This is a genomic window from Streptacidiphilus pinicola (genome assembly GCF_003258295.1).
In the GTDB taxonomy this organism is placed as follows: domain Bacteria; phylum Actinomycetota; class Actinomycetes; order Streptomycetales; family Streptomycetaceae; genus Streptacidiphilus; species Streptacidiphilus pinicola.
This window is the reverse complement of sequence record NZ_QKYN01000061.1, coordinates 33,090-45,952: the sequence shown is the minus strand read 5'-3', so window position 1 is coordinate 45,952 and position 12,863 is coordinate 33,090. Positions and strand designations below refer to the sequence as shown.

The 12,863-nt window shown below is 72.7% G+C and carries 8 protein-coding genes; 5 read left to right on the top strand and 3 right to left on the bottom strand.

All coding sequences use genetic code 11. From position 1 onward, the window contains the following. The first annotated feature begins 142 nt into the window (after positions 1-142). Positions 143-1,354, top strand: a complete 1,212-nt coding sequence (locus tag DN069_RS15795; RefSeq protein ID WP_111501625.1) for a tetratricopeptide repeat protein — start codon at positions 143-145, stop codon at positions 1,352-1,354. A gap of 20 nt (positions 1,355-1,374) precedes the next feature. On the opposite strand, the gene DN069_RS15790 is transcribed toward DN069_RS15795, so the two are convergent. Further along, positions 1,375-3,108, bottom strand: a complete 1,734-nt coding sequence (locus tag DN069_RS15790; RefSeq protein WP_243639283.1) for an ABC transporter family substrate-binding protein — start codon at positions 3,106-3,108, stop codon at positions 1,375-1,377. 248 nt (positions 3,109-3,356) lie between these two features. Between DN069_RS15790 and DN069_RS15785 the strand changes: the two genes are divergently transcribed. The 4 genes from DN069_RS15785 to DN069_RS15770 are packed head-to-tail and all read left to right on the top strand — an operon-like array spanning position 3,357 to position 7,222. Further along, positions 3,357-3,590: a hypothetical protein gene (locus tag DN069_RS15785; protein WP_111501624.1), complete on the top strand. Its 234-nt coding sequence runs from the start codon at positions 3,357-3,359 to the stop codon at positions 3,588-3,590. A 45-nt stretch (positions 3,591-3,635) separates the two neighbouring features. After that, a complete protein-coding gene (locus DN069_RS15780; protein ID WP_111501623.1) occupies positions 3,636-4,472 on the top strand; it encodes a hypothetical protein in 837 nt (278 codons plus the stop codon). Positions 4,473-4,493: 21 nt separating this feature from the next. Further along, positions 4,494-6,458, top strand: coding sequence for a fumarate reductase/succinate dehydrogenase flavoprotein subunit (locus DN069_RS15775; protein ID WP_111501622.1), 1,965 nt, complete (start codon positions 4,494-4,496; stop codon positions 6,456-6,458). Further along, positions 6,455-7,222 (top strand): succinate dehydrogenase/fumarate reductase iron-sulfur subunit, encoded by a 768-nt coding sequence (locus tag DN069_RS15770; RefSeq protein ID WP_111501621.1) that lies wholly within the window; start codon positions 6,455-6,457, stop codon positions 7,220-7,222. The genes DN069_RS15775 and DN069_RS15770 overlap by 4 nt, the downstream gene beginning before the upstream one ends. Positions 7,223-7,416: 194 nt before the next feature. Here the strand turns inward: DN069_RS15770 and DN069_RS15765 are convergent, their stop codons facing one another. Further along, the gene (locus DN069_RS15765; protein WP_243639291.1) at positions 7,417-9,855 is read right to left on the bottom strand and encodes a SpoIIE family protein phosphatase; all 2,439 of its coding nucleotides are present in this window, start codon (positions 9,853-9,855) and stop codon (positions 7,417-7,419) included. Between the two features lie 234 nt (positions 9,856-10,089). Continuing rightward, a complete protein-coding gene (locus DN069_RS15760; RefSeq protein ID WP_243639282.1) occupies positions 10,090-12,684 on the bottom strand; it encodes a SpoIIE family protein phosphatase in 2,595 nt (864 codons plus the stop codon). Positions 12,685-12,863 lie beyond the last annotated feature (179 nt).

Below are 12,863 nucleotides of genomic sequence, written 5' to 3'. Positions count from 1 at the left end.
GAACATGCCACGGCTTTGTCCTATGGTACGTGGTTGGGCCCGGGCCCTCGCGCGCTGCCCGGCGAACGGCGGATGGCCGCGGGCCGAACGGGCCGTGCAAAGCCGTGGTACGGCCGGCCAGGAGCTGGCATGATCGCCCGCCGTGACCCAGTCCTCCCAGACCCCTGCACCCCACGCGGCACGACGGGCCAGACGGACACGCCTGATCTTCGTCGTCCTGATCTGGCTCCTGATCGGCCTGGAATCCGCCGCCGGCCCAGGACCGCTCTCCCACTCGCCCGGCGCCGCCGGCCTCGGCGCCTTCGTCGGCATGCTGGCCGCCATCCAGCTCCAGCAGCTCGTCACCCTGGCCCTCGGCCGGTCGGGCGGCATCGCCCCGACGATGTTCTTCCTCGGTAGCGGCCGCTGGCTGGCCGCGCGCCGCCTCGGAGCCCTGACGCTGGTGCTCCGTACCGTCCCGCTGATCCCGCTGCAGGCCGGGCAGGCCATCGTCGCCGGCCCCGCGCTGCGGCTGCGGCTGCTCCTCGGCGGGCTGTGCCGGATCGGATCCGTCATCGCCCTGGGCGTGCTGCTGATCATGCAGGGCGACTTCGCCGTGGTCTTCGCGGGCCTCGGCGCCCTTTTCTACGCGTTCCTGCTGCTGATCGGCGGGCCGAGGAAGCCGGGGACGCTCTCCTGGATGATCTTCAGTGCGCCCTTCGCCGACCCCCTCCTGCTGCAGGGCCTCGCCCGGGGCCGCGCCGAGGTCCGCGCCGAGCGCGCGCTGCTGGGCGCGCGATACGCCGAAGCGCGTGAGGCCCTCTCCGCCGATCCGCTCCCGGTTCCGCTGACGCCGGACCGGGTGGTCGCGGCGCGTGCCTGGGCGGCCGTCGAGATCGGCGAGGGCCGCTACGAGGACGCCCGGCGAACCCTCGACGCGGTCCGCGAGAGCGGCCCGAGCGAACAGGTTCCCGCCGGCGAGCTGCTGCTCGCCCGCACGATGCTGTTCAGCCTCGAGGACGGCACGACCGCCCGGGAGGAAGCCCTCCCCGCCGCGCAGGCGGCGATCGCCACGGCCCAGCAGCGCATGCCGCGGCTCTTCGCCGCGACGGAGGTGCTGGCCACGCTCGCCCTCCTGAACGGGCGCGGCCAGGAGGCGCTCGAGATGGCCCGCGAGGGCCTGCGCCGGGCCACCGACCTGCAGATCCGCGCCCACACCCTCTGCACGCTCGCCGGCGCGCAGGCCGTCACCGGCGACTTCCCCGCGGCCCGCGCGACCCTCGCCGAGGCCCGCGCCCTGGCCCCGGAACTGGCCCGCGTCGCCACGGTGGAACGTCTGGTGGGCGAGCTGCCGCTGACCCGCGACCGGGTCTGAACACTCCCCTGCTTCCGCGCCTACTTCTGAGCCGCGAACCCGATGTCCTGGAAGCGCGGGACGGCGAAGCCGAAGGCGCCCGCGTTGCGGACGTTCGAGCGGATGCCGACCAGCTGCGGTGACTGGAAGAGGGGGAGGGACGGCGCCGCCTGCCAGATGCGGACGTCGGCCTCGTTGGTGAGGCGGGTGGCGTCGGAGGGGTTGGTCGCGGCGACGGCCTGGCCGAGCAGGGAGTCGATCTCGTCCGTGCCGGTGCCGGAGAGGTTCTGCCCTACCGTGAGCGAGCCGTCGGAGTTGACCTGCGGCTTGGCAAAGAGCGCGCGCTCGTCCGCGACGGGGAAGCGCGAGGCCGGCCAGGTGACCAGGGCCAGGTCGAAGTCGCCGGCGGCGACGTGCTTGGTGAAGAAGTCCGCCTCAGGGACCGGCTTGGTCGTGAGGCCGACGCCGACCTTGGCCAGCTGCGCGGTGAGCAGCTTGGCCAGGGCGGCGTCCCGCGCGGAGCCCGCGCGGGTGAGGAGGGTGAGCGCCAGCGGCTTCGTGCCGTTGATCCGCGTCGCCCCCGACGCGGCGTCGCTGTGGGCGCCGAGGCGCCAGCCCGCCGCGTCGAGGAGCTTGGCGGCGGTGGCCGCGCTCGCGCCGAGGGCCGCCGCGTCGTCCTGGTAGCCCTGCTGGTCCTCCATCAGCAGGTGGTTGCCGAGCGGCACGGCCGGCAGGTTCAGCGGCTTGAGGACCGCGTCCGCCAGCGCCTGGCGGTCCACGGCGTCGGCGACGGCGCGCCGCACCTGCGGGTCGGCCAGCAGGCCGGTGCCGCCGTTGAAGGCGAGGGCGAGGTAGCCCGGCGCGGAGGCGCGCAGCACCTCGGTGCCCGAGGTGGCGTCGGGGGTGTTGCCGGAGTCGTCCGCCGCGCGGCTCAGGTCGGCCACGTCGACCCGGTGCGAGGCGAGCGCCGACGCGGCGTCCCCTGGGGCGACCGCGGTGAACGCGATGGCGTCGAGCTTGGCGCGGTCGCCCCACCAGCGCGGGTTGCGGGCGACGGTCAGCGTGTTCTGGCCGTCCACGCCGGGCGCGCCCTTGAGGGTGAACGGGCCGGCGTCGGCGGCGAGAGTGCTCTTCAGCCCGTCGGTGAACGCCTGTGGTGAGGCGGTCGCGGCGGCGGGGTAGAGCGGGGCGAACAGCGAGCGCCAGGGCGCGTAGGGGTGTGCGAAGACGACCTTGACCTGGTTCGGCTTGGCGCCCGCCGCGACCGAGGCGATGCTGTCGTAGCCGTCGGCGTGCGCCGCGCCCGCCGCTCCGAACGCCGGGTCGGCGCCGCTCAGCGCGTGCCACTGGCCGGCGAAGTCGGCGACGCCGAGCGGCTTGCCGTCGCTCCAGACCGCCTTGGGGTTGAGCGTGTAGACGACCGTCTGGGGGGAGGCGGAGACCTGGTCGGCGCTCTGCAGGTAGTCCTGGTCCACGGACGCCTTGCCGGCCGCGTCCAAGGTGAAGAGCGTCGGCAGCAGCGCCTCGTCGGCGAGTGTCGTCGCCGGGCTCGCGTCGGCGGCGAAGGCGTTGAGGGTGGTGGGCACCGCGTCGACCGCCCAGTGCAGGGTGCCGCCCTGGGCGACGGCGGAGCGGTCGGCGTGGGCCATGTCGTCGGCGCGGACGGCGGGGGCGCCCGAGCCCGAGCAGGCGGCGAGCACCAGGGCCGCCGCCGCGACCAGCACCGCCGCGGAGGTCTCGCGGGGCGCACGGAGGTTTGCGTTGCGGTACACCACGGTGCCACTCAAGGGCTCAGGGACGCAGTTCGCCTGACGACACGTCGGAAAGGGCTCCGGAGCCACTCGATCGGGCCAGCGGATTGCGCCGGGCGGGGGCGCGCAGCGCGCGGGTGTAATCCGCCAATCGTGAGCAAAGCCTTTTCAGGTGAGGGTGATCGGGGCCACACTCGCTTCCGCGCGTTCCTGACAGGACATCAGGAATCGAATACCCATGCGCGTCGAGGCGCGTGGAGGGGAGCTGACTCATGCCCTCGAACACCATCGATCCCACCGCCCTGGCGGAGGCCCACCGACGGCTCGCGGAACTCGACCGCGCGGTCGACGAGACCCGGCTCGCCCTGGCCAAGCTGCGGGACTGCCTGCCTTCCTGCGGCACGCCCGAGCAGTGCGGCAGCCCGATCGAGATCCCGGACAGCCAGTACGACCCCGCGATGTGGCACGGCGCCGAGGACGAAGGCATCGGCGGACACCGCCACTGACCCGGAGAGAACTCCGGACCCGCCCAGGAGAGGACGAGAACAGCAGTGACGACGGAGACGAGGCCCCCCGAGGCCGCGGAGACAGCCGCCCGGGGGGTCCACTCCCCCGGGCGCGCGGCGATCGCACAACGGCATCTGCGGCTGGACCGCTGGTGGCTCCCCCAGGTGATGACCGCAGCGGGCCTGCTGCTCTTCATCGGCTACTCGACCTGGCGGGCCTTCTTCGGCCTGCACACCTCCTACGCCGCGCCGTACGTCTCGCCGTTCTACTCGCCCTGCCTGGCCGCCAACTGCCCGACCATGAAGGGCGGCGCGGACTGGGCGCTGTTCGGCAGCTGGTGGCAGCTCTCCCCGGCGCTGATCGTGCTGATCTTCCCGCTCGGCTTCCGGCTGACCTGCTACTACTACCGCAAGGCCTACTACCGGTCCTTCTGGTCCTCCCCGCCGGCCTGCGCGGTCGCCGAACCGCACGCCAAGTACACCGGTGAGACGCGGCTGCCGCTGATCCTGCAGAACGTGCACCGGTACTTCTTCTACTTCGCCATCCCGGTCGCCGGCATCCTCACCTGGGACGCGATCCTGGGCTTCCGCGACGCGCAGGGGCGCTGGGGGCACATGGGCCTCGGCACGCTGGTGCTGCTCGTCAACATCGTGCTGATCTGGGGGTACACCGCCTCCTGCCACTCCTGCCGGCACATCGTCGGCGGCCGGCTGCGGCACTTCTCCAAGCACCCCGTGCGGTACCGGATGTGGACCTGGGTCAGCAAGCTGAACGCCCGCCACATGCAGCTGGCCTGGGCCTCCCTGTTCAGCGTGGGCCTGACCGACCTCTACGTGTACCTGCTGGCGAGCGGCGCCTTCAGCGACCCGCGCTTCTTCTAGACGAGCTAAGGGAACAACTTCATGACCGAGGTGGAGCGCCACGGCTTCGACGTGGTGGTGGTGGGCGCCGGCGGCGCCGGGTTGCGGGCGGCGATCGAGGCCCGCGAGCACGGCAAGCGGACCGCCATCATCTGCAAGTCGCTCTTCGGCAAGGCCCACACCGTGATGGCCGAGGGCGGCATCGCGGCCAGCATGGGCAACGTCAACGACCAGGACAACTGGCAGGTGCACTTCCGCGACACCATGCGCGGCGGCAAGTTCCTCAACCACTGGCGGATGGCCGAGCTGCACGCCAAGGAGGCTCCCGAGCGGGTCTGGGAGCTGGAGACCTGGGGTGCGCTCTTCGACCGCACCAAGGACGGCCGGATCTCGCAGCGCAACTTCGGCGGCCACGAGTACCCGCGTCTGGCCCACGTAGGGGACCGCACGGGCCTGGAGCTGATCCGCACGCTGCAGCAGAAGATCGTCAGCCTGCAGCAGGAGGACTTCCGCGAGTTCGGCGACTACGAGGCGCGGATCAAGGTCTTCCAGGAGTACACCGTCACGCGCGTGTTGAAGGGCGGAGACCGCGTCAGCGGCGTCTTCGGCTACCAGCGCGAGTCGGGCCGCTTCTTCGTCATCGATGCCCCCGCCGTCGTGCTGGCCACCGGGGGCATCGGCAAGTCGTTCAAGGTGACTTCCAACTCCTGGGAGTACACCGGCGACGGCCACGCGCTGGCGCTGCTGGCCGGCGCCAACCTGATCAACATGGAGTTCGTCCAGTTCCACCCCACCGGCATGGTCTGGCCGCCGTCGGTCAAGGGCATCCTGGTCACCGAGTCCGTGCGCGGCGACGGCGGCGTGCTGCGCAACAGCGACGGCAAGCGGTTCATGTTCGACTACATCCCCGACGTCTTCCGCGAGAAGTACGCGCAGACGGAGGAGGAGGGCGACCGCTGGTACCAGGACCAGGCCAACAACCGTCGCCCGCCGGAGCTGCTCCCCCGCGACGAGGTGGCCCGCGCCATCAACAGCGAAGTCAAGGCCGGTCGCGGCACCCCCCACGGCGGGGTCTTCCTGGACGTCTCCACCCGCCTGCCGGCCGAGGAGATCCGGCGCCGGCTGCCGTCGATGCACCACCAGTTCAAGGAGCTGGCCGACGTCGACATCACGGCCGAGCCGATGGAGGTCGGCCCGACCTGCCACTACGTCATGGGCGGCGTCGAGGTCGACCCGGACACCGCGTCGTCCAGCGTCCCCGGGCTGTTCGCCGCCGGTGAGGTCGCGGGCGGCATGCACGGCTCCAACCGGCTGGGCGGCAACTCCCTCTCCGACCTGCTGGTCTTCGGCCGCCGCGCGGGCCTGCACGCCGCGCAGTACGCGGACGAGGCCGCCGAGGACCGGCCGACCGTGGACCAGGAGCAGATCGACGCGGCGGCGGAGGAGGCGCTCGCGCCCTTCTCGGCCGACGGCGGCGAGAACCCCTACGGCCTGCACCAGGAACTGCAGCAGTCGATGAACGACCTGGTCGGCATCATCCGCCGCGAGGGCGAGATGGCGGAGGCCCTGGAGCGGCTCTCCGCCCTGCGGGAGCGGGCGGAGAACGCGGCCGTCGAGGGCCACCGGCAGTTCAACCCCGGCTGGCACCTGGCCCTGGACCTGCGGAACATGCTGCTGGTCTCCGAGTGCGTGGCCCGCGCGGCACTGGAACGCCAGGAGAGCCGCGGCGGCCACACCCGTGAGGACCACCCGGCGATGGCCGCCGAGTGGCGGCGCGTCCTGCTCGCCTGCTCGCTCGCCGACAAGCCCGCCCCCGGCGACGGCGCGATCACGCTGCAGCGCAAGGCCAACCCGCCGATCCGGGAGGACCTGCTGGCCCTCTTCGGCGTCGACGAGCTGAAGAAGTACCTGACCGAGGACGAGCTGCCCGGCGCGGAGGCGGACCTGCCGCCGCAGCGCGCGGACGCGGACGCCGAGAAGAAGACTGAGAACGGAGCGGAGCATTGAGCTACGAGGCCACGTTCCGCGTCTGGCGCGGCGACGCCGAGGGCGGGGAACTGACGGACTTCCAGGTGGAGGTCAACGACGGCGAGGTGGTCCTCGACGTCGTCCACCGCATCCAGGCGACGCAGGCGCCGGACCTCGCGGTGCGGTGGAACTGCAAGGCCGGCAAGTGCGGCTCCTGCAGCGCGGAGATCAACGGCCGCCCGCGGCTGATGTGCATGACCCGCATGTCGACCCTGCCGGCCGGGGAGACGGTCACGATCACCCCGATGCGCACCTTCCCGGTGCTGCGCGACCTGGTCACGGACGTGGGCTTCAACTACCAGAAGGCCCGCGAGATCCCTGCCTTCGTCCCCCCGCAGGGCGTGAAGCCGGGCGAGTACCGGATGCAGCAGGCGGACGTGAACCGCTCGCAGGAGTTCCGCAAGTGCATCGAGTGCTTCCTGTGCCAGGACACCTGCCACGTGGTCCGCGACCACGAGGAGAACAAGCCGGCTTTCGCCGGGCCGCGCTTCCTGATGCGGATCGCCGAACTCGACATGCACCCGTTGGACGCCGCCGCGGACTCCGGCCTGGACCGCAAGGCCACCGCCCAGGACGAGCACGGCCTCGGCTACTGCAACATCACCAAGTGCTGCACGGAGGTCTGCCCGGAGGGCATCAAGATCACGGACAACGCGCTGATTCCGTTGAAGGAACGGGCGGTTGACCGAAAGTACGACCCGCTGGTCTGGCTGGGCAGCAAGATCGGCCTGAGGCGAGGTTAGGCACGACCTCAGGGGCGCGAGGCTCTGCCGATATGCGGCTCCGCCGCGTGAGCGCGAGCAGTCGGATTCCCGCCCGCAGCCAGTTGCACCATCAGGGGCGCGAGGAACTGCGCGACAAGCCACCCACGTGGTGAGTCGCCGAGCGCACAGGGCCATCCGCACAGGGTGGTTTCTCGCGCAGTTCCCCGCGCCCCTCAGGAAGTTGCAGGGATCCCCAGTTCGAACCAGACGGCCTTGCCGTTGGGAGTCCGCCGACTCCCCCAGCGGTCGGCGAGCAGGCTGACCAGTTGCAGGCCGCGGCCGCCCTCGTCCGTGTCGCGGGCGCGGCGCTGCCTGGGTTGGGCGTAGCCGTTGTCCCAGACCTCGCAGACCAGGACGGAGTCGCGCAGGAGGCGGACGCGGATGTCGCCGCGGCCGTGGCGCAGGGCGTTCGTGGCGAGCTCGCTGACGAGCAGTTCGACGGTGTCGACCAACTCGTCGAGGCCGCAGGCGAGGAGCCAGCCGCAGGCGAGTTCGCGGGCGCGGGCCACCGACGTGGGCTCGGAGGGCAGGACCCAGTCCCCCACCGAGTTGCTGGGCAGGGCCCGGACACGGGCCATCAGCAGGGCGATGTCGTCCTCGCCGTGGTGCGGGTCGAGCTCGGTCAGCAGCTGGTCGCAGAGGGCTTCCAGCGGGCGCTGCGGGCCGCTCAGCGCCGCGCGCAGCGCGGAGAGGCCGTCTTCGAGCTGGTGCTTACGGGATTCGACCAGCCCGTCCGTGTAGAGCCCGAACAGCGCGCCGTCCGGGAGTTCGACGGTGACCTCCTCGAACGGCTCGCCGCCCACGCCCAGCGGGAGGCCCTCCGGGACCTCCAGCATCAGGGCCGGGCTGTCACCGCCGGCCGGGTCCACCACCACCGGGGGAAGGTGGCCCGCGTTGGCGATCGTGCAGCGACGGGTGACCGCGTCGAAGACGGCGTAGACGCAGGTGGCGAGGTAGAGCTCGCCGGACTCGCCGCCGTCGGACTCCGGGTCGGCGGACAACCCGCGGGCGATCTCGTCGAGTTGGGTCAGCACGTCGGCCGGGTCCAGGTCAAGCAGGGCCAGGGTGCGCACCGCGGTGCGCAGTTGGCCCATGGCGACAGCGGCGCGCAGGCCGCGGCCCATGACGTCGCCGACCACGAGCGCGGTGCGGTTGCCGGGCAGGGGGATGACGTCGAACCAGTCACCGCCGACCTCGGTGCCGCTGCCGGCGGGACGGTAGCGGCAGGCGATCTCCAGGCCGGAGGCCTCGGGGTTGCCCGGGGGCAGCAGCGAGCGCTGCAGGATCAGCGCGCGCTCGTGCTCGCGCCGGTACAGGCGCGCGTTGTCGATACAGACCGCCGCGCGCGCCACCAGCTCCGTGGCGATGGCGACGTCGCGGGCGTCGAAGGGCTCGCTGCCCTTGGCGCGGGAGAGCTGGACCAGGCCGAGCACCTTCTCGCGGGCGACCATCGGCACCACGACCGCGCTGTGGATCAGCGGGTTCGGGTCCGGGTTGCCCGGGCCGATCAGGGTGAGGCTGCGGCCGGTGCGCAGCGCCTTCGCGTACGGGGAGCGCGGCGGGTAGCAGAACGCGCCGCCCACCTCCGCGACGGGCACGGGCGCGCCCTCGTGGGTGGGCGCGTCGTGGTGGACGGTGCTCGCGGAGGCGACGCGGCGCAGCTCGCCGGTGCCGTCGCCGTCGTCGACCCGGCGGCCCTCGGCGTCGGCGGTGAGCACGGCGTTGTAGAGGTCCACGGTGGCCACGTCGCAGAAGCCGGGGACGGTGATGTCCAGCAGCTCGCGGGCGGTGGTCTCCAGGTCGAGGGTGGAGCCGATGTGGCCGCTGGCCTCGTTGAGCAGGGCCAGGCTACGGCGGGCGCTGGCGGCCTCGCGCTCGGCGCGGGCGCGGCCGGTGACGTCGACGACCTGCCCGGCCACGCCCATCGGCCGGTCGCCGGTGCTGAGCAGCCGGTAGAGCGAGATGGACCAGCGCCGTCTGCCGCGGGTCGGCAGCTCGCCGGTGAAGGTCAGGTCGACCACGGGCTCGCCGCCGGCCAGCACGTCGGCGACGGCCCGGCCGAGCCGGGCGGCGTCGCGCGGGGCCATCAGGTCGTCGGGGAGCAGCCCGACCAGATCCTCGGCCGGCAGGCCGAGGACCTCGGCGAAGCTGTCGTTGACGCGGCGGATCCGGCACTCACGGTCGAAGAGCACGAAACCGGTCGGCGCCTGGCCGAACACGGCCTCGGAGGCCGCGAGTTCGGTCTCGATCGCGCGCAGCTTGCGCAGGTCCACGGCCAGGCAGACGACGCCGGAGCGGCCGTCGCGGCCCCGGGTCGGCATCAGGTAGAGCTCGGCGGCGCGTTCCTGCCCGTCCTTGTCGCGGTAGGGCGCGGTGCCGACCCACTCCTTTCCGGCCAGGATCTCCTGGATCCGCTCGCGCCCGCTGCGCCACAGCTCACGGGGGGCGAAGGTGGTCACCGGGTCGGTGCCGACCACCTCTTCGGCGCGCAGGCCGAAGAACTGGGCGGCCCGTTCGCTCCACTGCGAGATCAGGCCGTCTCCGTCGAGCGCGAACGCGGCCACCTGTATGTAGTCGTAGACGGAGCCCGGTTCGCCGTGGTGTCCCCACAGGCTCCGCGCCTGGTCTTGTGGGAGATCAGTCTGCGGCCGCTGCTCCCCGGCCGGATGCGGGATGACGGCGTCCGCACCGACCCCGGGCGTGAACGCGGCCGCCTCGGCGGCCTCACGTGACGGCGTGTCGCTCAACTACCGACTCCTGTGGCGATCTGCGCTGCGCTGGTGTCCGGAATCGGAACCTTACGCCTCGCTCCGGCCGAACGGGAGGTGTCGGAGGTGTCCAGTTGATCAAGAAGTGGTGGAAACACCACTCTCACCTGGAACATCGGACCGCATTTGTTCGAACCAGACGACTTTTCCCTCGCCTTCGGCCCGAGTCCCCCAACGGTGCGCGAGCCGGTGCACCAGCTGCAGTCCGCGGCCGCCCTCGTCGGTCCCGGCCGCCTCGCGCTCCCGCGGCGGGTCCGGCAGCGGGTCGGCGACCTCGACCAGCAGCGTCTCCTCGCGCAGCGCCAGACGCAGCCCGATCGGCGCGCTCGCGTACCGGACGGCGTTCGTCACCAGCTCGCTGACCAGCAGTTCCGTGGTGTCGAGCAGCGACTCCTGCCCCCAGTCGTGCAGGGCCCGGCGCACCAGCCGGCGGGCGTACGCGGGGGCGGACGGCTCGGCGCTGAGTGTCCAGCGCTCCTCGCGCAGCGCGGTCGGCTCGGGCACGCCGCCGAGGCGGGCCAGCAGCAGCGCGACGTCGTCCGGCTCCTGCCCCTGGTCGAGGGTCCGCACAACCGCTTCGCACGCCTCCTCGACGGAGGCGTGCGGAAGCTCCAGGACGGCGCTCAGACGACGCGTGCCCACATCGATGTCCTCCGTGCGCGACTCGACCAGCCCGTCGGTGTACAGCGCGAGCAGGCTTCCCTCCGGCACCACGAGCTCGGTCACCTCGAACGGGACCCCACCCACGCCGAGCGGCGCGCCCGAGGGCAGCGTCAGCACGTTCGCCGCGCCGCCGGCCAGCCGGCCCGTGGGTTCCTCCGGGGTGGCGGGGGTGATCAGCAGCGGCTCGGTGTGGCCGGCCTTGGAGAGCACCAGTTTGCGGGTCGCCGGGTCGTAGACCGCGTACACGCAGGTGGCGATCAGCGCCTCGTCCGGCCCCTGGGCCAGGTCGTCGGCGAGGTCGTGCACCTTCTGCAACAGCCGGTGCGGCGGCAGGTCCAGCCCGGCCAGGGTGCGCACCGCGGTGCGCAGCCGTCCCATCGTCGCCGCCGCGCGCAGGCCGTGGCCCATGACGTCGCCGACCACCAGCGCGGTGCGGCCGCGCGGCAGCGGGATCACGTCGAACCAGTCCCCGCCCACCTCGGCGCCGCTGCTGCCCGGCACGTACCGGTAGCCGACCTCCATGCCCGGCGGCTGCACCACGGTCTGCGGCAGCAGGCTGCGCTGCAGCATCAGCGCGGCGGCGCGCTCGCGGGCGTAGAGGCGGGCGTTGTCGAGCGAGGCCCCGGCCCGGTCGGCCAGCTCGGTGGCGAAGACGACGTCGTCGTGGTCGAAGCCCTCCCGCCGCCCGGCACGGTCCAGGATCAGCAGGCCGAGCACGATGCCGCGCGCCCGCAGCGGCACCACCAGCATCGAGTGCACGCCCAGCCGGTAGGCGGCGCGGACCCGCGGGTCGCCCTGCCCCGAGACCTCCTCCAGCTGCGTCGCCGCGTCCATCGTCTCCGGCATGCCGGTGCGCAGCACCCGGCCGAACAGGGAGTCGTCGGTCATCTCGATCGGCGCGCCCGGCGTCTGCATCGCCTCCGCGTCGGGCCCCGGGACGACGGCGGCGGTCGCCGCCATGATCAGCGGGGTGAGCCGCGAGTGCGTGTGCCGCGGCAGCTCCGCGCCCTCCAGCACGGCCTCCAGCAGGGCGACCCCCGAGTGGTCGCCCAGCCGAGGCACGAGTGCGTCGGCCAGCTCCTGCGCGATCAGCTCGCCGTCCAGCAGGTCGCCGATCCGGCTGCCCACCTCGTTCAGCAGCGCGAGCCGCTGCCGGGCGCGCTCGACCTTGGCGACCGCGCGGTAACGGTCCGTCACATCCATGATCATGCCGGTCAGCCCGAGGATCCGCCCCGCGCGGTCGTGCAGCCGTGAGTAGGAGACGGATCGGTAGCCCGGATCCCCCGGGTCGGCGCTGTTGACCGTCACGTCGATCACCGGCTCGCCGCTGGCCAGCACCTGCCGCTGCACCGCCATCACCTCGTCCGCGGCGAGCTGCGGCAGCGCCTCGCCGGCGGTCCGCCCCAGATGCTCCTCGGCCGGCAGGCCGTTCATCCGCGCGAGCGTCTCGTTGACCCGCACGTAGCGCAGGTCGCGATCGAAGATCGCCAGCCCGAGCGGCGACTGCTCGAACAGCGCCTCCTGCACGGCGAGCCCCTGCTCCAGCCCGAGCAGTGCGGTCGCGTCCGCGAAGCGGCAGAGCAGAAACGGTACGCCATCTCCGTTCTCCAGCAGCGAGAGCCGCGCCTCCAGCCGCACGCGCGGCCCCTCGCGGTGCCGCAGCCGGACGATCCCCGACCAGGAGTCACCATCGCGCAGCACGCGCGCGATCGCCTCGTGGGCCACCTTGAACGCCTCGGCGTCGTCGCCGATCAGCACGTCGATCTCCCGGCCGACCAGGGTGTCGCTCGGCCAGCCCAGCAGTTCTTCCGCGGCCTGGCTCCAGAGCATCACCCGCCCCTGCTCGTCCAGCAGGGCGATCGCGACCCGCACCACGTCCAGCAGGCTGCCGGACCGGCCGCCGAGCCCCTCGTCCAGCTCCGCGCCGACGCCGAGCGCGTCCGGAAAACGCGCGGGCGTGGCCGCCCGCGACCCGGCACGACGGACGATCCCCCCGACACCACCCGCCACCGGCCTCCGCCGCAGGCGCGCACGCGCGTCAGCTCGCCTCACGTCTCCCCAGTCCCGGCCGCCGCTCCGCTGGGCAGCCGGATACTGACATACCCACCTGAAACATCCCGTACCCCGCCGGATGGGTCATCTTCGAGCAGGCGAGCAGGTGCACTCTCCAGGGGCGCGAGGAACTGCGC

Bases quoted from the DNA above. Each gene is read 5' to 3' on its own strand.
- DN069_RS15785 (WP_111501624.1), top strand. From the start codon at position 3,357: ATGCCCTCGAACACCATCGATCCCACCGCCCTGGCGGAGGCCCACCGA.
- DN069_RS15775 (WP_111501622.1), top strand. From the start codon at position 4,494: ATGACCGAGGTGGAGCGCCACGGCTTCGACGTGGTGGTGGTGGGCGCC.